16 protein-coding genes are annotated in these 23636 nt (G+C 48.9%); 4 read left to right on the top strand and 12 right to left on the bottom strand.

The genetic code is table 11. The features are described from left to right. The first annotated feature begins 363 nt into the window (after positions 1-363). Together ABC831_RS25240 and ABC831_RS25235 are read left to right on the top strand one after the other, a co-directional pair. Positions 364-1209 carry a YitT family protein gene (locus ABC831_RS25240; RefSeq protein ID WP_343250842.1) on the top strand — a complete coding sequence of 282 codons (846 nt, stop codon included), beginning with the start codon at positions 364-366 and terminating at the stop codon, positions 1207-1209. Between the two features lie 41 nt (positions 1210-1250). After that, positions 1251-2261: a hypothetical protein gene (locus tag ABC831_RS25235; RefSeq protein ID WP_343250841.1), complete on the top strand. Its 1011-nt coding sequence runs from the start codon at positions 1251-1253 to the stop codon at positions 2259-2261. A gap of 63 nt (positions 2262-2324) precedes the next feature. On the opposite strand, the gene ABC831_RS25230 is transcribed toward ABC831_RS25235, so the two are convergent. The 8 genes from ABC831_RS25230 to ABC831_RS25195 form a co-directional block, all read right to left on the bottom strand. Continuing rightward, positions 2325-3596 carry a diaminopimelate decarboxylase gene (locus ABC831_RS25230; RefSeq protein WP_343250840.1) on the bottom strand — a complete coding sequence of 424 codons (1272 nt, stop codon included), beginning with the start codon at positions 3594-3596 and terminating at the stop codon, positions 2325-2327. A gap of 72 nt (positions 3597-3668) precedes the next feature. Next, positions 3669-4634 (bottom strand): beta-ketoacyl-ACP synthase III, encoded by a 966-nt coding sequence (locus tag ABC831_RS25225; protein WP_343250839.1) that lies wholly within the window; start codon positions 4632-4634, stop codon positions 3669-3671. Between the two features lie 277 nt (positions 4635-4911). Continuing rightward, positions 4912-6354 (bottom strand): M20 family peptidase, encoded by a 1443-nt coding sequence (locus tag ABC831_RS25220; protein WP_343250838.1) that lies wholly within the window; start codon positions 6352-6354, stop codon positions 4912-4914. 99 nt (positions 6355-6453) lie between these two features. Beyond that, the gene (locus tag ABC831_RS25215) at positions 6454-7113 is read right to left on the bottom strand and encodes a hypothetical protein (RefSeq protein ID WP_343250837.1); all 660 of its coding nucleotides are present in this window, start codon (positions 7111-7113) and stop codon (positions 6454-6456) included. A gap of 15 nt (positions 7114-7128) precedes the next feature. After that, a complete protein-coding gene (locus tag ABC831_RS25210; RefSeq protein ID WP_343250836.1) occupies positions 7129-7851 on the bottom strand; it encodes a DUF5058 family protein in 723 nt (240 codons plus the stop codon). Continuing rightward, the gene (locus ABC831_RS25205) at positions 7851-11306 is read right to left on the bottom strand and encodes an ATP-binding protein (protein WP_343250835.1); all 3456 of its coding nucleotides are present in this window, start codon (positions 11304-11306) and stop codon (positions 7851-7853) included. Before ABC831_RS25205 ends, ABC831_RS25210 begins: the two co-directional genes overlap by 1 nt. Positions 11307-12145: 839 nt before the next feature. After that, positions 12146-12595, bottom strand: a complete 450-nt coding sequence (locus tag ABC831_RS25200; protein WP_343250834.1) for a YaiI/YqxD family protein — start codon at positions 12593-12595, stop codon at positions 12146-12148. 93 nt (positions 12596-12688) lie between these two features. Continuing rightward, positions 12689-14323 carry a Na/Pi cotransporter family protein gene (locus ABC831_RS25195; RefSeq protein ID WP_343250833.1) on the bottom strand — a complete coding sequence of 545 codons (1635 nt, stop codon included), beginning with the start codon at positions 14321-14323 and terminating at the stop codon, positions 12689-12691. A 377-nt stretch (positions 14324-14700) separates the two neighbouring features. Here ABC831_RS25195 and ABC831_RS25190 point away from each other — a divergent pair, with 377 nt between their 5' ends. After that, on the top strand, positions 14701-15957 hold the full coding sequence (locus ABC831_RS25190) for a DUF6179 domain-containing protein (RefSeq protein WP_343250832.1): 1257 nt from the start codon (positions 14701-14703) through the stop codon (positions 15955-15957). Here the strand turns inward: ABC831_RS25190 and ABC831_RS25185 are convergent. Continuing rightward, positions 15885-17300 (bottom strand): MATE family efflux transporter, encoded by a 1416-nt coding sequence (locus ABC831_RS25185; RefSeq protein ID WP_343250831.1) that lies wholly within the window; start codon positions 17298-17300, stop codon positions 15885-15887. The genes ABC831_RS25190 and ABC831_RS25185 overlap by 73 nt on opposite strands. Before the next feature lie 236 nt (positions 17301-17536). Next, positions 17537-18400 (bottom strand): DegV family protein, encoded by an 864-nt coding sequence (locus tag ABC831_RS25180; protein WP_343250830.1) that lies wholly within the window; start codon positions 18398-18400, stop codon positions 17537-17539. Between the two features lie 289 nt (positions 18401-18689). Between ABC831_RS25180 and ABC831_RS25175 the strand changes: the two genes are divergently transcribed. Continuing rightward, positions 18690-19805, top strand: coding sequence for an iron-containing alcohol dehydrogenase (locus tag ABC831_RS25175; RefSeq protein ID WP_343250829.1), 1116 nt, complete (start codon positions 18690-18692; stop codon positions 19803-19805). A gap of 51 nt (positions 19806-19856) precedes the next feature. Here the strand turns inward: ABC831_RS25175 and ABC831_RS25170 are convergent, their stop codons facing one another. Together ABC831_RS25170 and ABC831_RS25165 are read right to left on the bottom strand one after the other, a co-directional pair. Beyond that, on the bottom strand, positions 19857-20900 hold the full coding sequence (locus tag ABC831_RS25170; protein ID WP_343250828.1) for a ribonucleotide-diphosphate reductase subunit beta: 1044 nt from the start codon (positions 20898-20900) through the stop codon (positions 19857-19859). A gap of 52 nt (positions 20901-20952) precedes the next feature. Beyond that, complete coding sequence (locus tag ABC831_RS25165; RefSeq protein ID WP_343250843.1) at positions 20953-23484, bottom strand: ribonucleoside-diphosphate reductase subunit alpha; 2532 nt, start codon at positions 23482-23484, stop codon at positions 20953-20955. Between the last annotated feature and the right edge of the window lie 152 nt (positions 23485-23636).

Here is a 23636-nt window from a genome sequence, read left to right as displayed (position 1 = left end):
CGGGCCCTGCCAATAAGAGGTTCTCCCGTCTTCGGAGTTAGCCATTCTTAGGTCCGGCCGAAGTGATTTGGCCCCGCGAGATTTGCTGCCCGGCTCCCCAAGACACGCCGCTTCCCTTCAGCCCGGACCTCAGTATCAAAATCCCCATTTACCAAAGTTGGCCGTGAATCGTAACCATACGGCTGGTTTCCGGTTATAAATGAATTGACAAGTATAGGCCCTGTGTCTAAAATAAAAGTATACCAAATGGAGCAGCGAATGCTGCGCCCCCGCCCGCAGGGCCTGTCTTAAGGGATACTGCAAAGTATCAAAGTATAAGGTTCGGACGCTGTACAAATCTGAAATCAATGGAGAAGAAATCTGATGAATGAGAAAAAAATCAAGGAATTTCTGTTATTGACCTTCAGTACCCTGCTGATCGCCGTTGGCATCTATTTTTTTAAGTTTCCGAATAATTTTACCTTTGGCGGAGTTACCGGTCTGGCTGTGCTGGTGGCCAAAACCGGGCTGATTAACGCCAGTGACTTTACCTTTATTATAAACATGATTTTGCTGTTGATGGGCTTCCTGGTCTTTGGTAGAAAATTCGGGATTAAGACCACTTATACCAGTATTCTCTTATCCCTTTCTCTATCGCTGCTGGAACGGATTTACCCGATGAGAGCACCATTTACGAATGAACCCATGCTGGAACTGTGTTTTGCCATCGCTCTGCCGGCTTTTGGCTCCGCGATTCTGTTCAATATCGGGGCTTCCAGCGGAGGAACCGATATTATCGCCATGGTTCTGAAGAAGTATACCAGCGTAAATATCGGAAAAGGACTGCTGCTCTCTGATCTACTGATCACCGCTGCCGGCTGTTTCGTGTTTGACATCAAGACGGGCCTCTTCTCCTTCCTGGGTCTGACCATTAAGTCGTTTATGGTGGATGGGGTGATCGAGAGTATCAATCTATGCAAATATTTCAACGTGGTATGTAATAAACCGGAACCGATCTGCGATTATATTGTACATGAGTTAAACCGAAGCGCTACCGTGTGCGAAGCGAAGGGAGCTTTCACCGGCAAGCATAAATATATTATTTTTACTGTCATGGGGCGCCATGAGGCGGTGCTTCTGCGCACCTTTATCCGGCAGATTGATCCGGATGCCTTTATTCTGATCTCCAGTACCAGTGAGATCGTTGGGAAGGGATTTCATAGTATTTAGGCGGAGAGTTTCGCAAGCGGGACTCTTTTTAGGAGATTAATATGGCAGAATCGTATATATCTGAATTATTACCAAAGGAATATATCAAACGTCATCAATTATTATGTTTTTACAATGATTTAATCGTAGATATGTTATATAAGGCAGATAAATACAAATTATCCTCTGCCAGCATAGAATTAAAAGCCGAAAATGAACTGCCAAAAGAAGAGGAAGAAATGCTCGGCTGGATGTTCAAACATGGTTATGCAGATGAGGGATACAGAATTACAAAAGCGCATATTTTTTTTAGCTTACTGCGTGATTTTATTTTATATATGCATGAGTCATTTAATTGCTCTGAAAGGGGAAAAGTAACGGTAGCATTTACTATAAGCAGAAAGCCTATGAAAGATGATCTATTCTATCTATGCTGGCTCTTCGCCGATAGTGAAGAACTCATTGATTGTCTTTTAAATAAGGATATCTTTACTTATGACGTTACTAAGCTCTCTGATATCAAAAAGCGTGATATCTTAAATAAAGCTTGCCGTCTCGTAAATAAGAAAGAATATGAAGATGTTCTTTTCGATGTAATTTATAAAAGGGACTGTGATTTTGGCCTTTCTTCTGTATGGGACCAATCACTTCATTTAGTTACGGAGAATAAACATTATCAGACAACGAAAGGGAACTTAAATTTCGTATTCGCTACAAATGATATCTGGAATGATTACTGGCAGTTGTACTATGATAAATTTCCTTATATTATGAATATTGTCATAGAAATAGCAACTCGGATTTTCGAAGAAATCTTGCAGCCGCATGAATTATTCCATACATTAAACAAGACAATCCGGGATATGAAATTTTTGCTGACATATAGTGATGATTTTGATGTTTCCGTATATAAGGACTTATTTCAAGACATCAAGATTGAATGTAATCATTGCGGGAAATCTTATCGTTTACAGGATACCGTTTTAGATGAGTTCATTTCTGAGTACTTATATACTTGTCCTTATTGTGGTGTGGTTGAGCGGGTTGGTGAATATCATTATACGGAATATTAATAAAATGCACCTCCGCTGCCTGGCTTCAGGAGCTGGCATGGAGGTGCAATTCCATTCCTATTTCTATCTGTATTTCATATTGCTCAGGATGTCAAAGCAGTCAAAGGTAGCAAAGTAATCCTGCGGCGTCTCTGCTCTTCGGATCAGCTGAGTAGTACCGTCCTCTTTTAATAAGATCTCTGCGGAACGCAGCTTTCCGTTATAATTGTAGCCCATGGAGAAGCCGTGGGCGCCAGTGTCGTGGATAACCAGCAGATCACCTATGTCGATCTTCGGAAGCATGCGGTCCACAGCAAATTTGTCATTGTTCTCACACAGGGAACCTGTGACATCGTATTTGTGGTCACAGGGCATATCTTCTTTGCCCATAACTGTAATGTGGTGATATGCTCCGTACATGGCGGGACGCATCAGGTTAACGGCACAGGCGTCACAGCCGATATATTCTTTATGGGTGTGTTTTTCGTGGATCGCGGTGGTGACCAGGCAGCCGTAAGGCCCCAGCATGTAGCGGCCTAATTCGGTGTACAGGGCCACATCCCCCATACCGGCCGGCACCAGGGTCTGCTCGTATACCTCACGGACTTTTTCCCCGATGACCCGGATATCATTGGGCTCCTGATCGGGACGATAGGGGATACCGATACCGCCGGACAGATTGATAAAGGTGATGTTGGCTCCGGTTTCCTGTTTTAATCTAACTGCTGTTTCAAACAGAACCTTAGCTAAGGCGGGGTAGTATTCGTTGGTCACGGTATTGCTGGCCAGGAACGCATGGATGCCGAAGTTCTCCACACCCTTTTCCTTTAAGATCCGGAAGCCTTCGAAGAGCTGTTCCGTGGTAAATCCGTATTTGGCTTCTCCCGGATTATCCATAATATCGGTGCTGATCGTGAATGTTCCGCCGGGATTGTACCGGCAGCAGATCGTCTTGGGTATTCCCGTTGTTTTCTCCAGGTAGTCGATGTGGGTGATGTCATCCAGATTAATGACAGCTCCCAGATCATGGGCAAGTTTATATTCCCGGGCCGGTGTGGCATTTGACGAAAACATGATATCTGAACCTTTAAAGCCCAGCGCGTCGGCCAGCATCAGCTCCGTCTCGGAAGAGCAGTCACAGCCAAAACCGTATTCCTGCAATATTTTTAATATAAATGGATTCGGGGTGGCTTTTACGGCAAAGTATTCCCGGAACCCTTTGTTCCAGGAAAAAGCTTCCTTCAGCGCTACGGCGTTTTCCCGGATTCCTTTTTCATCATATAAGTGGAAGGGAGTTGGATATTCTTTTACGATTTCTTTGAGCTGTTCACTGGTTACAAATGTTTTTTTCTCCATCCTTTAGTCTCCTCATTGGCTTTATTTCTCGCTTCACTATAATACAAGGATGTTAAGATTGTCAATATTGGATTACCAGATCAGCAGACAGGCACCCCAGGTCAGTCCTGCCCCGAAGCCGGAGAGGACCAGATGATCCCCTTTTTTCAGATATCCCCCGCGGTTCAGTTCATCCAGCAGCATGGGAATACTGGCCGCAGAGGTATTTCCGTACTGCTCCATATTCATTGGGAAGCGTTCTTCCGCCACGGCCAGGCGTTTTGCCACAGAACGGATAATACGGGCATTGGCCTGGTGCAGGATATAGTAGCGAATCTCATCTTTCCCGCATCCATATCGGTTTAGAAGATCGGTAATACAGGCTGGTACCTGCCTGACAGCGAATTTGAATACTTCCTGCCCATCCATAGCGATGGTTCCCGGATGACTCTTAAGTGTTTCCTGAAGGGGATTCCCATTCTGTGAATTTCCGCAGGTGAGTACATCTCCCCGGCTCCCGTCGGCGAACTGGGACAGCCCCAGAATACCGGTCTCTTCCTGACGCAATACTACCGCCCCCGCCCCGTCTCCAAACAGCACACAGGTACTCCTGTCCGTCCAGTCCAGCAGACGCGATAAGGTCTCCGCCCCAATGACCAGCGCGTTTTTACAGATACCGGCCTGCAGATAGGCATGTGCCGTATGTAGCGCAAATAGAAAACCAGAGCAGGCGGCGTTCAGATCAAATCCAACCGCATGAACGGCCTGCAGTTCCTGCTGTACACGGCACGCCGTATTTGGCATGACCTCCTCCGCGGAACAGGTGGCAACGATAATCAGTTCCAATTCAGACGCGTCCATCCGGGAATCTTCCAGTGCCAGACGCCCCGCCTCTGTAGCCATGAGAGCTGTGGTTTCCTCCTTCGCCAGCCGTCTTGCCCGTATCCCTGTTCGACCCGTGATCCATTCATCACTGGTATCTACCAGTTTCTCCATGTCTGTATTCGTAAAGGAATGCTCCGGTACATAACTTCCGGTCCCGATGATTCTAGATGTCATATTGTCTCTCCATGATTATTGATTTTCCATATATTTTGATATTCAAACTATTTTATATCCAAAGTATATGACATGGCAGCGGGATTGTCAAGCGCCAACAGGCGTCATAGCAGCACTTTCCCCTGTAGATGGGGTTGCAGCCATTCTGGTAATCTATGGCTCCCCTCTTCCAGTTGAAGTACAGCTATGGCGCCTGCCACTTCTACTCTGTCTGTTTGTATCGTATTTTTATTCAGGCCTTCTTATTCCAGCCTTCCTATTCATACATCATCCTATGTTAGCACTTTCTAATCAGCCGCACATAAAATTCCACGGTTTTCACCAAAGTCTCTATGGGCACCCGCTCATTATTCCCATGGATGAATCCCCGCTCCTCCTTAGACAAAGCCATCGCAGAAAACCGGTACACCCGGTCCGTGATCCGGCAGTAATGCCTGGAGTCGCTGCAGGCCATCATCAGATATGGCGAAATCAATGCCTCCGGCCAGGTGTTGTGAATCACCTGGGTAAGCTTTTGGTATTCTTCGCATTCGGTATCCGAGCAGATCGAAGGGTTCATTCCCTCCACCAGCTGCACGTCGATGTTCGGATTATGTATCGTCTGTTTCAAATACGTCTGAATGCTGTCCAGGGTATCCTGGCCCAGCAGACGCAGGTTCGTTCCGACCGCCGCTTTCGGAGGCAGCACATTGTATGCTTTACTCCCCTCCATCCTTGTTACTGCGCAGGTGGTACGCATCATGGCGTTCAGTTCCCCGCCGGATTTCTTGCAGACCAGGTCGAGCAGCGGCTGAAAGCACCACAGATTCGCAAACAGGATCTTATACGCGAAGCTTGAATGACGCCCCAGCGTATCAAACATCTCCGCCACAGGCTTCGTCAGCTGCGAAGGGAACGGATGATTTTCAATATCTACCACAGCCTTTGCCAATTCCCCGGCGATGGTATGTGTGGGAGGTGTGGAGGCGTGGCCGCCCTGGCTTTTAATAGAAAACTTTACATTGGCCAGTCCCTTTTCCGCTACACCGATCAGCGCGCAGGAACGGGTAACTCCCGGAAATACATTCTCCACTACGGCGCCGCCTTCGTCAACCACCAAAGCCGGCTTCACTCCCCGCTTTTCCAGTTCCGCCACCATCGCGGGACAGGAAGGCCCATTGATCTCCTCATCGCCGGAAAAAGCCATATAAATATCCTGTTCCGGCACAAATCCATGTTCCATCAGAGACTCGGCAGCTTCCACCACCCCGCACAGGGTTCCCTTGGTATCCAGCGTTCCGCGGCCCCACAGTACGCCGTCCTCCACCAGTCCTTCAAAAGCAGGTTTTACCCATCCGTCTTCCTCGATCGGAACCACATCATAGTGGGACATTAAAACGGTGGGCTTATCCGCCGCCTTTCCTTTCCAGTGATAGAGTATCCCTGTTTTTCCTATAAATTCTCTGGTACAGGTCTTATGGATGTTCGGAAAGCGCTCCTGCAGCAGCTCCTGAAACTTCTTGAATTCGCCGAAATCCGTCAGGCTTTCCTCACTGTGCGAGATTGTTTTGCAGCGGATCATCGCCTGCATATCCCCCACGATCCTGTCCTCATCCAGGTCCACATCCCCTTCACTCACAGGCATCTGCGCCTTTGGCTTGAACATCGCGGCGCGCACCAGGATCACCGTCAGAAAAACTACAACCGCCAATAAAAGAATACCTAAGATCCACCAACCCATGTTACATCCTTCTTTCTCTTTGATCACTTATTTTATATTTTTGAGCGCTGTTGCTTTATGCCCTTTTCCGCTTTTATTCTTCTCTCTTATGATCATACCTCATATCAGATTCTTTTTGTAGAGAAGCCGGGCAGCGCCGATGGAGATCAGCGCTCCTACCGGAACCAGTACACCCACTGAACTGGCAAGCGACGGTACCAGCAGGAACAGGATGACCATAAACACCAAAGGAGCGATGGAAATCTTCCAGTTCTTGCTCACATAAACTACCGCCAGACCGCCGAACAGGGCAGGCAGGATATTGTCAAACGCCGGCTTCAGAACCGGAGAATTCAAAATCGGCGCTAACTGGGCCAGCAGGAACACACCTGCTGCGATGATCAGCGTAGTCACGATGGAGGATGTAGCGATAGCGATGGTGGATACGATCTCCCCCTCCTCACTTCCAGGTTTGACTTTGGCATTCTCCATGGCATTCAAAGCACAGGGTACCTTCAGGTTCGTCAGGTTTCCGGTTACGAACCCCAGATAGGAACCGGCGGTTCCCAGCATCGGGATATAGGTCACCACCTCGATCGCGCCCACAGTCCAGAAGATCGGAGCTACACCCAGGAGGCCTTTCAAAACCGGAGTGAATCCAGGCCAAGCGTCATACCGGATACAGATCGCTAACGGCACGCACAGGATCACTACCGCTGCGGTCCAGATCCATAATTGTCCATAAAAATGTGTCTGTTCATCATATGCTCTTGTTTTCATCATATCCCTCCACTCTTATATAATCCACGGTGTGATCACACAGGCAAAAGCCATCGCTCCCAGCATACTGACGGGAAGCGCGTAGTTCTCAAGCCATTTCATCCGGAACTTCTTCACACATAATCCGCAGACCCCCATAAGCAGCGAGGAAAACAGCAGTACAAAGATCGGAATCCATCCGGCCAGCCCGTTACGGATATCGGAAAACACCATACCCAGGAAAGCGGATATCATTCCAAGGAACAGAGCGGTTGAGAAAATATCACTCCAGCGGCTATCTTTGTTTTTCATGGATACCAGACCTTTTTGGATTTTCCTGATCAGCAGCGGCACCAGGATAATACTGGGCATGATTCCAAGAGTCATAACCCAGGCAATGGCAGAAAACACCTTAGGGTCTGTAATGGTCTCCGCTAAGGACAGGCCGAACACGGTAGCCGTCGAAGTGGCGGCCGGTAGTTCGTAAGTGATGGCGCCTACCACACTGAGCCTTACCCAGGGAAGCGGCAGGCCCAGGAACTTAGACAGCGTCACCACCCCCAGCAGGATCGACACCGCCGGAGCTATGGTAAATACCGCCGTCGATACGATGATCTTACGGATCTGCTTCATATCCATGCCGATCTCTTTGGCCCGTCTTAAGCCCCTAACCAGGAAAAATACCGACTGGGCGATGACGAATAGAATAACAAGTGCAGCCAGCACAAATAAAAAGCTGCTGTTTGGATTAAAATTCATTAGTTTTCCTCCCTCTTTTTGAACGTACTCTTTACTACCTGCCTGCGGCGCTGGAAGCATTCCGCCAGTAATTCACACAGCTTAGACATTACGATGGGTTTGGACATATGGCCGTTCATCCCGCTTTCCATGGATTTCTTCGTATCCTCATCAAAGGCGTTGGCCGTCATAGCCACGATCGGTATACTCCTGGAATCGGCTTTCCCTAGTTTCCGGATCACCTTCGTCGCCTCCAGTCCGTCCATAACCGGCATGCGGATATCCATCAGGACCGCATCGAAATAATACGGCGGATTCTTCTCGAACTGCTCCACCGCTTCCCTTCCGTCTCCTGCGGTAACCACCTGGAACCCATTCATCTGAAGCAGCTCCACGGCAATTTCCATATTTAGTTCGTTATCCTCGGCCAGAAGGATGCGCCTGCCGGTAAAATCATATTCTTTTTCCAACGGCACCTGTGTTTGCGTCTCTTCCCTTTCTATCTTACTGCCATAAGGCATAGACAGGGTAAAATAAAACTCCGATCCCTTCCCAGGTTCACTGTCGACCTCCAGGTTGCCGCCCATCATCTGTACCAGGCGCTGTGAAATGGAAAGTCCCAGGCCGGTTCCGCCATAGCGGGACGCGGTCATGGCGCCTGCCTGCTCAAAGGAATTAAAGATCCTGCCCAGTGCCTCCCTGCTGATTCCGATTCCGTTATCCTTCACGGAAAATTGTAACATCACCTGCTGATCGGATTCTTCCAGGACCCTGATTCTAACACTCACCCGGCCCTCTTCCTTTGTAAACTTCAAGGCATTTCCCACAATATTAACCAGAACCTGATTCAACCGCAGCCCGTCGGCCAGGACATGACGGTCACTGCTGAATTCATTGTTCACGGTGAAGTCTATCTGTTTTTGCTCCGCCTGCGTACGCATCAGATCCTCCAGCTCACCGATCAGCCTGTTCAGATCCGTATTTTCAAAATTCAGTTCCATCTTCCCGCTCTCGATCCGGGACATGTCCAAAATGTCATTGATCAGCGTCAGCAGATATTCGTTGGCTGATTCGATCTTGTTCAGGCAGTCCATAGCCTTTTCCTTGTCATCCAGCACGGCTTTGGCGATCGTCGTCATCCCTCCTATGGCATTCATAGGGGTTCGGATCTCATGGGACATTCTGGAGAGGAAATCCGTTTTCGCCTGGCTCACCGCATCCGCTCTCGCCTTCATTATAAACGAAAATATGATTTTCACCATTTCTTTAAGCAGCCGCCGCTGCTCGATGGACCATTCATATTCCGGCTCCCATACCTCGAAAGACAAAGCACCCGCGTAGAGTCCACGGCTCCAGATACCCGCGTGCAGACAAGCCCCGTGTTTCTCTTCTCCCGTCAGGTATTCCTGGCTGATCCCCTCCTCATCGTACCGGCTGCTGATGGCGTCTATCTCGTCCTGATTCAGGTAGAATCTGCGCTCCATATCCAGATCCTGCTGCTCTCTGGCCCACTGATAGGTGTACCGGTAGCTCAGATAATCATGGTCAACCTCCACCACCGTTACCCGGTCAAAGCCATAGGTTTTTCCGATCCTGGCCAGCAGCAGAAAAATGGCATCGTCCAGGTTTCTGGCCTTTCCGAGCAGCTCCAACGCAAAGGAGGTCAGGTTTTCTTCCTTTTGGCCGGTAGGCCGTTTGATTTCATTGATAAAATGTTTTTCCGTATACAGTTGGGTCAGAACCGTGCCCAGCTCGTTGGATGTGTCCAGATAGCAGGCCGCTTTCCCTTTTCCGTTATTTTTTACATACTTCAGGGTACTTTCCGCGCACCGGTAAAGAGCGCTGTATTCATCCACCACCGCGGTTACACACATTCCGATGCTGACGGACACTTTTATATTCTTCTCAGAACTCCCGAACAGATTCGATATCAATCCGGCAATCCGGGGGCCTAAGACGGTCGCCCGGGCCTTATCGCAGTTCTTGATGAACAGCATGAACTCATCCCCGCCCAGCCGGATCTGAATATCGTCTTCTCCTGTCTCAACCAGAATGATCCTGGCAGCCTCCTGCAGAATCGCGTCTGCAAAAACATTTCCCTCCGCTTTGTTAATCTCCTGGAAATTATCCATGTCCAGCAGCATCATACCGCAGACCTCGTCCGGACTCTTTTGTTCCATATATTTTTTTACCATCCGGATACCGGCTTCCTTGGTATACAGTCCGGTCAGCACATCTCTGGATTTTGCCTCCTCCAGCGCGAATTCCTTCTCTTTCTCCGACTGGATATTACTGATCTTCCCAACGATGACCCGGTCATTCTGATCGTTACAGACCGGCGTCACCGTTATTCTCGCCCAGACATACTCCGTACTTCCGACATAAGGCACCATCTGGACCTCCAGACTGGACACCGCCGTCCTGCCAAACAGATCCCGGACCTTTTTCAGATACGGCTCTTTTATCAGCGTGCTGACAACCTTACCCAGGAAATCCGGAATACTCCGCTCCATCTCATGCTTATGTTCCCCGATCTCCAGGGTTCCAAATGCTTTATAGATATCCGTAGCCGGATCATATTCAAAAATAATGGTAGGCGCACTCTCAATCGCGATCCGGAACCGTTTACGTTCCTGATCAAGGGCCAGTTCCAGTCGTTTTTTATCCGTAATGTCAATCAGGATGTGCTGGAGGATCAGCTGGTCTTTTCCCTCCCGGATCAGTTCGGTGGTACTGTATACCCAGACCATTTCATCTTTGCTTCTATGTATCCGGTATTCCCCGGTATACCGGTCCCCATGCTGCTTTAACCGGCTGATCTGTTCATACACGGCAGGCCTGTCCTGTTCATCGATTTTATCGCAATAACTCCGGATATCCATGGAAGCAAATTTTTCAGGCGTACCAACTCCGAGAATCCGTACCGCCTCATGATTCGCCGTCACATATTTCAGACCGTCAGATTCCACCCGATACCGGATGATACCGCACATAATCGAATCATAGATGCTGTCCAGCAGCTCCTTTTGTTCATGAATCTTAAGGTTAGCCTCCTCCATCTCCGTCACGTCCAGATAGATACTGTTGATGATCGTCTCTCCATCCTCACTGATTACCTTCCGTCCGCTGTCAATGATCCATTTCAGGCTTTTATCCTTGCAGGCCACCCGGTATTTGATCGCGTAATCCACACTGCCGTCTTTAAATGCGTCCACACACTCCTGCAGCACCCGCGGAAGATCCGGAGGATATACCGCTCCCACAGCCGTTCCGCCAGTCACTTCCAGGAACTCATCTTTTGTATAACCAAACAGACTGCACAGTTCATCGCTTACATAGAGATAAGAATACATCTCATCGTCCCGGCTGATCTTCAGCCCTCCCTGAATCGCGTCCAGGACAACCTGCATCTGATGTTCCCGCTGTTTGAGCTCTTCATACGCCTGCCGCTGTAAATCTTTCTCGTGATTATCCATATATGTCCTTTCTCGAATTCCGCATGAATATCGTACTCTCTGGCCTGACCGTATACACTCGAATATACCATATCCGCCATATACACTGTTTCTGCCACTAGATCTGCCCGTATCCCTCGTATCTGCCCGCTTGTCATCTCACCGCTTATAACGCATCTACCCGTCCGCCGCCTGGCCTTGCATATTTACATCGCTGTCCTTCATTGTCTTGCTCCTCCCCGCCATTGTCCTTTGATCACATGCTGCGTAATATTTCGTTACTAAAATATTAATATTTTTTTTGGTATTTTTTATATAAATTTTATATAGCCTTCACAGATTATACACAATATCCTTATATACTAGGTCTCATACAAGCGAAAGCTTTTCAGATAAATCCCTCTTTCTCCCGGACCGGTGCAAACTGGTCCGTTTTTTTTTATTTAATCCGGAAGTGCCGCCGGAGAAGAGTTTCATAAATAAATTCTTTTTTAATTTTTTTAAACAAATATAATCTGTTATCATCTGTTACAAAGTAAAAAAAGCCATGATACGACATATACACATAGTACCACATACAAGGCTCTTTTACACTAGATTTGTTCTAATTTATCTATGACTTTTCAAACTGTATTTTGTTCATCCGCATACGCTTTTCTATGAAATGAAGAAAGAATTTCTCTTGCAAAACTCTCGCCTGCTCGCGTAAGCGGCATCTTCCTTTCCGCCGCAGTGCGATCCCCGCGGAGCGTTTTTATTTCATAGGAGCACTTTCTTATGAAATAAAAAGAAAATGTGCCCGATATTTCACACAGCACATTTTTTAGTCCGGATTTTGATTATCCACATAGTTGCGGACATCAGGTATCAGCCAGCTGATCCAGCAACCGTATCAGCGATTCCGCAAAATGTTCATCGTCTTCTCCCGACCGCTTCGAAGGCCCCTTCAGATGATTTTTACGAGACGCCCTTCTCGCCTGCTTCGCCAGATGCCTTTCCATCAGCATCGCATCGATATTTTCGTTGGTATACCACTTCCCGCTCTGATGGATCGGATGCGCACCTTTCCCCAGTGCCATCACCGCTACCCCATAGTCCTGCGTCACTACCACGTCACCCCGGACGGTCTTCTGAATCAAAGCAAAATCCACGGCATCCGCCCCCTGATCGATGACAAATACCTCCGCCGTCTTTGACTGTATCACATGGCTGGTGTCACACAATACCCAGACAGGAATTCCCCGTTCCCGTGCTATCTTCTCCGTAATCCCCACGACCGGACAGGCATCCGCGTCAATCAATATCTTCATTTCAAATCCTCCGCCAGCTTCCCCGGTACCAATGGGGGCAATTTTCTCTTTCGCTATTATACCATGCCCCGCCGGTTTCGGATAGTACAAAACCTATCCTCTGTTTTCCCCCAATTCCTGTCCAATATTCAGAATATGGTCTCCGATCCTCTCAAAGTCCGTAAGCATCTCGGAGTACAGAATACAGGCTTCGTCAGAGCAGACACCCGACTGCATCCGGGCGATCTGGTTCTGGCGGTACAGCAACGTCATATCATCAATCTTCTGTTCAGCCGCAGCGATGCTGGTGATATCATCCACATCAGTGGCCTCCATGCAGTCCAGAAGATCGATCGCTTTCAGGCAGATATCCCGCATCGCGGCGATCTCATCCCTGGCCTGGTCGGAGAAGCCTATCTGCTTCTCTTCCAGCCGTTTCGTGTATTCACAGATATTCATGGCGTGGTCTCCGATTCGCTCCACATTTCCCGCGATCTTAAAAAACGCGCTGATTCTGGCCGAATCCTCCGGGTTCGCCTCATATGTGATAATATGGGAAATGTATTTGGATATCTCTTTGTTCAGATAATCTATATACTCCTCATTTTCTTCCACTTTTTTCAGCCTTTTTGAATTGCCATCCAGAACCGCCTGAAAACTCGAGCTGACATTTTCTCTTGCCATGACGATCATTCTTTTGAGTTCCTTACAGATACCATTGATCACAATGGCGGAAGTCCCGATCTGGTATTCCCTGGCCCCATCCACCGGTTTGATAAATAAGAGACACTGCTCCCCTTCTTCCCCCTGTTCCTTGTCCGGAAGTATGCGGGAAGCCAGTTTCGCCATCCCTGTTCCGAACGGAATGAGTAAAAGGGTGGTCACAATATTAAACAGTGTATGCATGTTGGCGATCTGCGCCGCCGGATTGGAAGGCGTCAGGGACTGAATCAGCGCGGTCAGCGGCAGTGTCATGCAGACGACCGTAAATACCACCGTTCCAATAATGTTGAACATCAGATGGATGATCGTGGTTCTCTTCGCGTTCCGATTCGTTCCGATCGACGCTAATACCGCAGTGATGCAGGTACCAATATTTTGTCCGAACAGAACATAAACTGCGCTGGGAAGGCCGATCAGCCCGCTGGTAGCCAATGCCTGCAGGATTCCGACCGAAGCGGAGGATGACTGGATAATCGCCGTAAAAAGCATACCGGCCAGAATGCCCAGCAGAGGGTTGGAAAATCTGGTCATCAGCTGTACAAATGCTTCCGAATCCCGAAGCGGCATCATCGCCGCACTCATCATATCCATTCCGATAAATAAAATACCAAGCCCCGCTATGATCATGCCGTAAGACTGAAGCTTTGGCTTCTTGATAAACACCACCAGAGCTACACCGATAAAAGCAATCAAAGGCGCCAGAACTCCTATGTCCAAAGCAATCAGCTGCCCGGTGACTGTCGTTCCGATATTTGCTCCCATAATAATCCAGACTGCCTGCCGCAGAGTCATCATGCCCGAATTGACAAATCCTACCACCATAACGGTAGTAGCTGAGGAGGATTGGATTACCGCAGTGATTCCCGCGCCCACCAGCACTCCCAGAAAACGGTTCGACGTCAGACGTTCCAGAATCCGCTTCATCCGATTGCCTGCCGCGGCCTCCAGTCCGGAACTCATCATCTGCATACCATACAGGAACAGCGCCAGGCCTCCCAACAGTCCCAAAAAATCCGTGATCTTCATTCTCTATCTCCCTTTCCTATGTACCTGGTATATCTTTACGCATATAAATCCGACGTAATTGTAAGGGGAGAATTAGAATTACGCAATGGCTTTCCAAATACCTTAACAAAAAATTTATTTCCTGCATTAGGTGAAAACAAAAAAGAGAAAAACAGCTTTTATCGGTTTTTCTCTCTCAACTGTGTTTATCATACCACAAAAACGCTATTTTTTCAAGTCTTGTACTAGCTATGGCTCTGCTGTATAACTATATATACTATGATCCTGCCAGTACAGGTTACTTGCGGTAGAAGCAGGATGCAGAAGAATCCAATACAATATTATTAAAATAATCATGAACTATTATGAAGCGTTTAAAAAATTGAAACTATTTATAAATGAAGCCATTAAGACAGGAGAATCCGACTATGGAATTCACTTTGGAAGAACTGCTCCCCCTGCTGCAAAAGCGTGTCCGGAAATATACCGGCAACGACAGTACCTCCGTTCCCTATGAGACTGCGCGGGAAATACTGTCCTCAATTCTATACTGCATCGCTGAGTACAGCCGGCATCTTCAAAGTACCGGCCATGCGTTGACCGCGATGGACGTCCCGGCCCCGGAGCTATGCTTCCAGCAGGGACTTGCGCTTGAAAAAGAAAAACTAAAAAGCGCAAAAATCCTTCTGGCCAGGCTTCAAAAGCACCGCCTTCCCATCCCTCTGTCCGCTTATCAGGATACCCTGATGAAAGGGATTCCTGAATTTTTCCCTTTCTACGATGTGGATTATAAAGCTTCCCTGGACGGCGGAACCATCGATTATCCGCTCCTTGTCCCACTGGCGCCGGACCTCTCCGGAATCGACCTGATCTATGATTACCTGAGACACCTGCAGGCGGAAGATACTTTTCTCGGCTGTTTTCCTCTGCGCGCGGTCCGGACGCTTCTGCGAAATTACGCGGCTGACTATCAGCAACTGCTGCTCAACATCTGCAGCCTGGTATTCCCGGTCTCTCTCGCCTGTGTATTGCTGAATCTTCCTGTCCGTAACCTGGCATTAACCCAAGAAGATGTGAATCATCTGCAGTCCCGTATGAACTCTGTCGATCCGAAAGACATGAACCTCCAGCTTCAGGATAGCCTTCAGGCTCTTTTCCGGGCCCTGAACCTGTCGGATCCGTCGGCACAATCCTATCTGTCTGAAGCGCTGCCTTCCCTTTCCAGGGATATGCAGTGTTATGCCCGGGAAAACTGTCTGCGCACAATTCTCCCCACCACAGGCACCTACGCCCCTGCCGTCTCCTCAGATCATTTCAAAGACGGCCGGAAGATGGATGACAGGAAGCTTCGGGCACTTATCGAAGAAATGCAGACCTGCCGTTATCTGGAGGATAAACTACAGATAGTCAAGACTCAGGTGGGCAGCTTAAGCGATCTGAAAGAACTGTTGAAAGAATGCTTTTGGGAAGATGAATATTCTTCCGTATTCGCGCTCCTAAGCGACGCCGAAAAAGAATATCTGCGCCAGGATATCTTACACAGACAGGCCGATCACGCTTCCCTTGATTTCTGGGAACAGGCCTATCTGAAAACAGATTCTTCCGGTTCAGCACTCACAAATGAATCCTCCGAAGGAGTATCCTCTCTCTCCTGAATCAGCATTTTCCGTTTCCAGATACCGCTCAGATAAAAGCCCAGGGACAATACGGTTCCGATTACCCAGCCGATCGGCCAGGACAGCCAGATACCAGTACTGCCCATGGAAAGCCCCAGAGCCATGACATAAGAAAGGACCACTCTGAGAATAAGATCGGAGAACGTGGCCACCATAAAAGGCGCCATCGCTCCGGCCCCGCGCAGGACGCCGTCCGCCATTAATTTCAAAGAGATCACGAAATAAAATGGAGACACAATCCTCAAAAACCGGGTCCCTTCCTGAATGACCGCTGATACATCCTCTTGGCTGGACAGGAAAACCTGTATCATCGCCGGGCTAAATACAAAGTAGGCGATAAAAAACGGAACACAGATCAGGAGAATCATACGTACCCCTGCCCGAAACCCCGCCTGTACCCGTTCGCTCTTCCCCGCCCCCATATTCTGAGCCGTGAATCCGGACAGGCCGTTGGCCATAGTCGTAAAAGATGTGATCGCGAAAGTATTCAGCTTCACCACTGCGGAATAAGAAGCCATTACGGTGGACCCATAACCGTTGACCAGCCTCTGGACAAACAGATTTCCGATGGAAATAAAGCTCTGCTGCAGAATACTGGGAACAGCTACAATACTGATGCGGCCCAGCATCCGAAAACTGTACACCGGAAATGCCTGACTGGTCTTTATTTTCCTCAAACGCCGGATCAGGGTCAGGATGGCCAGCAGGGAAGCCACCCCCTGGCACAAAAACGTGGCCCACGCCACCCCGGCCACGCCCATACGGAAGCTGATCACGAAGATCAGGTCAAATACAATGTTACTCACCGATGATCCGATCAAAAAGTATAAAGGCGTTCTGGAATCGCCCAGGGCGGTAAAAACCCCCGTACATATATTATATAAAAACAGGAACAAAAGCCCCCATATGTATATCCTCAGGTACAGCGCCCCGTCCCCGAAGACATCGGCCGGTGTGTCCAGCATCCGCATCAGCGGATCGCAATACACCGTTCCCGCAGCGGTCAGGATCAGGCTGAGAGCCACCACCGACAGGATGGACGTATACACTGCCGTTTTCATATCTTCATATTTCCTGGCGCCGAAATACTGGGAAATAATCACGGAACTCCCGATATTGGCTCCGGTAGCGATAGCTATAAATATCATGGTAATCGGATAGGATGCCCCAACCGCGGCAAGCGCGCCGACACCTACGAACTTCCCTGCCACCACACTGTCCACGATACTATACAGCTGCTGAAAAATCACGCTGAACAAAAGCGGAAGGGAAAAACTCCACAGAATCTTTCCCGGCGCCCCCTGTGTCATATCTTTTACCATATCACTCCTACCCTTCCTCACATAAATTCACCGTTCCCTATCATAGCACATTCAGCAAAAAAATCAATAAATTCGGGTACCGCATGCGAAAACCGTCACCTGCCGCATTCAAAAATCGTCCGTCTGCTGCGGGCTGCGCAAGCGGTATCTTCCTGTGGACTAAAAAATGATGATGCCGGACTTTTCCGCCCGAACACCATCATTTTATAATTTTCACTATAAATAAAATCCCGCCCTTATCGGTAATTCCCCATAAAGAACAGTGCCACCGTCCCGGGACCGGAATGGGCGCCGATCGTAGGTCCAACCGTATTGATCAGGAACGACTGTATCCCGAAGCGCTCCTTAACCAGCCGCGCCACGAATTCCGCATCCGTAAGGCAATCCCCATGGCTGATGAAAATAGTGTCGTTTTCATAATTTCCAACCTGTTTTTCCATATTATCAACCAGCGTGGTCAGTGACTTTTTACGCCCCCGCACTTTAGAGACAGGAACCAGGTGTCCGTCATCATCCACATGCAGAACCGGTTTAATATTCACCATCGTCCCGAACACAGCTGCCGCCTTGGAAACCCGTCCGCCGCGATAGAGATGATTCAGATCGTCCACCGTAAAGTTGTGACACAGATGCATTTTATTTTCTTCCAGCCATTCTGTAATCTCAGCCAGAGATTTCCCCTCTTTTTTCAGGCATACCGCTTTGTGGACCAGCAGCCCTTCACCCAGGGACGCGCACAGAGAATCCACGACCACGATCCGCCGGTCGGGAAAATCTTCCTGCAGCTCTTCCGCAGCGATCCTGCAGCTGTTATAGCTGCCGCTTAAGCCGGACGAAAAAGAAATATGCAGAATGTCTTTTCCTTCCTTCAGATACTTTGTAAACTTTTCTTTCGCCATATCCGGGTTAATCTGCGCGGTAGTCGGCATGGAGCCATTTCTCATTCTCTTATAGAATTCGGACGCTGACAGCTGATTTTCACGCTCATAGGTCTCCCCGTCAATTGTATAGGATAAAAACAATAGGTCCAGATCATTTTCACTAATATAACTATCCGGTAAATCCGACGTATTGTCCGTTGTAATAATAAATTCACTCATCTTCTCATACCTCCCTGTCAAATATTCTGACACAATCATACCATGATTTTCTATCGGACGCAAATAAAAGATGCGGGGCAAAAGGGGACATGTCCATTCCGGTTTGGGACAGGTACAAATCAATTTGTACCTGTCCCAAACCGGAATGGACATGTCCCCTTTTGCCCTGTATCTTTTAATAAGTTAAACTGATGCAGGCTTAAAATATTTCTTGTAAATAATTGAAGGATAGAGTAAACTAATCATAGAAAATTTAATAAATGATCTGATTAAGAAAGAGGGGATGTGTATGAACTGCTTCTCTGTCCGGCCCAATATTTTATATTTTGATCATTTTGATGAATTTACCAGAAAGTTTTTGATCGGCCCTAAGGATCTGCTGATCACGAATCAGAAAATCGCGGATACCTGGTTCCGGGAAAAAATCAAAACTGCCGCGCTTATTATACCCAGTGATTATTCGGAGGGTGAGCCTTCTGATCAGATGGTGGAATACATTTATAATGATATTCTTTATACTGCTTATGACAGGGTGATCGCCATCGGCGGCGGTTCCATCATGGATATCGCGAAACTTTTTTCCTTGAAACGGATCACGCCGGCTCTGGATTTGTTCGAGAAATCTGTTCCGGCTGTCCGAAGCCATAACCTGATCCTGGTGCCGACGACCTGCGGCACAGGCAGCGAAATCACCAACATTTCCAATCTCAACATGATCTCTTTACATACCAAGCTGGGCCTGACGGATGATTCCCTGTATGCAGACTATGCCGTCCTGATCCCAGAGCTTCTGAAAACTCTTCCTTATTCATACTTTGCGATCAGCTCGTTTGATGCTCTCTGTCACGGAGTGGAATCTTATCTCTCCCCGGCCGCGACTCCTTTTACAGAACTCTATTCTAAGAAAACGATCGATTTGGTTTTGAGAGGGTACATGGATATTGCGGCTCATGGACCGGAAAGCCGGTTTCAATCTCTGGACAATTATCTGCTGGCAGGGACATACGGCGGTATCGCGATCAGCAACGCCGGCTGCGGTATGATTCATGCCCTTGCCCATCCGCTGGGATCTCAGCTGCGGATTCCGCATGGCCAGGTAGTCCGCGCGTTATTTACCACAGTTTTAAAATGTTATGAAAAAAATGTCCCGGATTCCAAGATCCGCACCCTGACCGCCTACCTGTCCGATCTGCTGGACTGCTCCCAGGAAAGCGCCCTTAATCGGCTGGAGGCCCTGATTCAGGCAGTCCTGCCGTCACAGCCTCTGCAAACTTATGGGGTACGGCTAACGGATCTGCACGCTTATGCCCGTAATATTCAGAACCTGCAGCAAAAACTCCTGAAGAACAGTCCCTATCAGCCAACGTTAAAGAATATAGATGAAATCTACCGGTCAGTATATTGACCGGTAGATTTTTTGTTCAGGCAGAGAGCTTCTTAAAGCTGCTTTTTTTATTTATAAATCATCAACCAGCGCGCTGCTCTTTGCATATGCCGTGCTGCGTGCTTCGAAAAAATCTGTTTTGATCAGGTTCGCGTTGGAGAACTGGCTGACCCAATTCATGCTGGACGGTTCTGCATCATGACCCTCGTATAGTTTCTCGAATCCCAGGTTCGTACAGCGCAGGTTGCCCAAATACTGAATGTAATCGGTAACCATAGCTTTCGTGAGTCCCTGGACTTCATCTCCGATCGCATAATGTCCCCAACGGATCTCCTGTTCGCAGCCTTCCCGGATCATCTCCCGGTATCCCTTCACTTTTTCAGGAGTAAATAAATCGGGTTCTTCCTTTTTGAGCTCCAGCAGGATATTGCGGAACAGCCACAGGTGGGTATTCTCATCCCGGTTGATGTAGCGGATCTCCTGTACGGAACCGGGCATCCGGTTGTTTCGCCCCAGATTGTAGAAGAACATAAAGCCGCTGTAGAAATAGACTCCCTCCAGGATATAGTTGGCGACTGCGGTCTTAGCCAGTGTATATGGGCTCTGGTCTTTCTGGAATTCGTTGTAGAGATCGCCGATAAACGTATTTCTGGCCAGCAGATGCTCATCATTTTTCCACTGATAAAGCACCTCGTTTCTCTGCTGGGGTTCGCAGATCGTATCCAACATATAGCTGTAGCTCTGGGAATGGACCGCTTCCTGGAATGTCTGGATGGAAAGGCACAGGTTCACTTCATTGGCCGTGATGTATTCTCCGATCGAGGGAAGGTTGGCCGTCTGGATACTGTCCAGGAAAATCAGAAAGGACAGGATCTTATCATAGGCCCTGCGCTCCGGTGCCGGAAGGCCCGGATATTCCTTCTTATCCACTCCCAGATTGATCTCCTCGGGCACCCAGAAGTTATTCATGGCCTGCCGGTACCAGTCGCTGGCCCATGCGTATTTCATATTGTTAAAATCATTCAGATTCGTGGTGTTCCCGCCGATCATCCGGCGGTTCTGTACGTCTATATCCCCCTGCGGGTTAAATAGCGGTTTTTTCTTTAAATGCTGCATTGGTTTCCCCCTTGTAATGTTTTTCTCTGACATTTTTCCCGGAATCTATCTGTCAGGAAGAGCAGGACTCACATTCTTCCACTTCCAGGCTCTTGGAACGGATGTAATAGATCGTCTTAACTCCCTCTTCCCAGGCCAGCAGATACAGGTCCAGGACTTTGCGGAACGTATAGTCATTGGTAATATAAAGATTCATGCTCTGCGCCTGGTCAATATGTCTTTGCCTGACCCCGCAGGCACGCACGGACCAGCCCTGGTCGATCAGATGGGCGTTTTTATAGTACCAGTATGTCTGGGCGGACAGTTCAGGAGCCACCCGGGGAACCAGCCCGTTTTTCTTCTCCTCCAGGAAATACCGGTTCATGATCGGATCCAGCCCGGCTGTGGTTCCCGCGATCATACTGGTACTGCTGGTGGGCGCCACCGCCATCAGATAACCGTTGCGCAGTCCATGGGCAGCCACTCTGTCAGCCAGCTCCCGCCAACGGCCGGAGTCATACCCCCGTTTTCTGAAATAAGCGCCGGTTTCCCAGTCACTGCCGGAAAAATATTCATATTTTCCTTTTTCCTCCGCGATTTCACAGCTGGCCTTAACCGCCGCATAATTGATCTCCTCAAAAACCTTGTCCGCGAATTCCAGATGCTGTTTGCTTTCCCACATGATTTTGTTTTGCGCAAGCATATGATGATACCCGCTGATGCCAAGGCCTACCGGCCGGTATCTGCGGTTGGTGATTTTCGCGTAGGGCAGCGGATAGAAATTCAGATCGATCACATTGTCAAGGGCACGGACCGCGCTGGCCGTGATCCGCTGGATCTCTTCCGGATTCCCGACCTCTATCCTGCCAAGAGACAGACTGGCCAGGTTACAGACCACAAAATCACCCGGTTTGGTCCTGGTCACGATCACCGTTTCCCCGTCTACCGTTTCCACCGTCTGATCGAGGCTTTCGATCCCGCTCATATTCTGAGCGATCTCCGTACAGAGATTACTGCAGTAGATCATGCCCCGATGGCTGTTGGGATTCGCCCTGTTTACATGATCCCTGTTAAAGGTGAATGGAGTCCCCGTCTCCACCGCACTTTTAATAATCAGACGGATCACATCTTTGACCGGTATCACCCGCTTCACGATCCGGCTGTCATGGACACATTCCCAGTATCTGCGCTCCCACTCCTCACCGTAGCTGTCCTCCAGCGCATATCCCTTTGCCAAAAGGATATCGTGAGGGCACATGAGATACCAGTCCGCTTCTATATTCTCTTTCGCAAGCTTCCAGAACAGATCCGGATAACAGACAGCCGGGAACACATCATGCGCCTTCATCCGGTCATCCCCGTTGTTGGTCCTCAGGTTCAGGAATTCCGGCAGATCCCGGTGCCACGCATCCAGATAGACCGCCACAGCCCCCTGGCGCATCCCCAGCTGGTCTACCGCCACAGCCGTATCATTGGCCAGTTTGATCCAGCGGATCACACCGCCGGCCACCCCGGGAAATCCCTGGATACTGCTGCCGCTGGCCCGGACCTTTCCAAAATAAAGCCCCATACCGCCGCCCAGCTTGCTGACCTTAGCAAAATTATCGATGCTGCGGTAGATTCCCTCCAGGCTGTCCGGCACTGTGTCGATAAAGCAGGAGGAGAGCTGGTGAAAGGGCTTGCGCGCGTTGGAAAGGGTAGGTGTCGCCATCGTCACCTGCAGCCGGCTCAGCATCTCATAAAAGCGCAGGACCCAGTCTCTTCTGCCCTGTTTCTCCGGTACCGCCAAATGCATGGCGATTCCCAAAAACATCTCCTGCGGCGTCTCCAGCGGAATATTCGACCGGTCCTTAATCACATATCGCTTCAGCAGCAATTCCAGCGCGGAATACGTAAACAGGTGATCCCTGGCCGGTTCCATAAACTCTGCAAACTCCTCGATCTCCTCTTTGGAATACGTCTGCAGGATATAAGGTCCATACAGATGATTCTCTGTCAAATAGACCAGTTTCTCATAAAAATTATGGATTCCCCTGTTCCCGCATTCCGTTCTGACCTGTTCATGAAACAGCAGCATCCGGAATCTGGCGGCAATAAACTCCCAATCCGGCGCTTCCTGGGTCGTCAGCTCCACCGCCGCCCGCAGCAGGGCATCCACGCTCTCCCGTTGTCCCATACCCGGTTTATAAAACGCCAGAAACTTGGCCTGCAGATGAGCCAGTCCATACCCCTCATCCGGGTAATCCCGCTGAATATCCCGCAGCACATCCCGGATTCCCGGCAGTCCCTGTAAATACTCCGCCAGCTGATGCCGCGTCCTTCTCTTCTGCGCTCTTTCTTCCCGATAAAGGATATAGCTCTTCATGACCGGATAGTAATTCCGTTCCATCAGCGTCTTTTCCACCATATCCTGGATATCTTCCACATGGATGGCGATTCCGTCCCCCCACATCTGCCGTATCTTACTCTCCACCTGAGAAGTAATCTCATCCAGAGTCCGGTCCTCCACCTGTTCCTCTACACTTGCAAATGCCGCATTTACCGCATTTCTGATCTTAACCGCACAGTATTCTTCTTTCGTACCGTCTCTTTTAATAATGTCCATTCTCCCAATCCTCATCTCTTCCAGCTTTACTATGTATTGTATGCACAGTCCAATATACCACAAGATATAGTATTCCTCAAGATCTATTTTCAATTTTCCAACAATTCCAACAATTCCAGCCAACCACCTGCTCCTCCCTATTCAAAAGACCA

Source organism: Diplocloster hominis (assembly GCF_032380655.1).
Taxonomy (GTDB): Bacteria; Bacillota; Clostridia; order Lachnospirales; family Lachnospiraceae; genus Diplocloster; species Diplocloster hominis.
The sequence above is the reverse complement of the archived record's forward strand: the minus strand, read 5'-3'. Positions and strand labels throughout refer to the sequence as shown.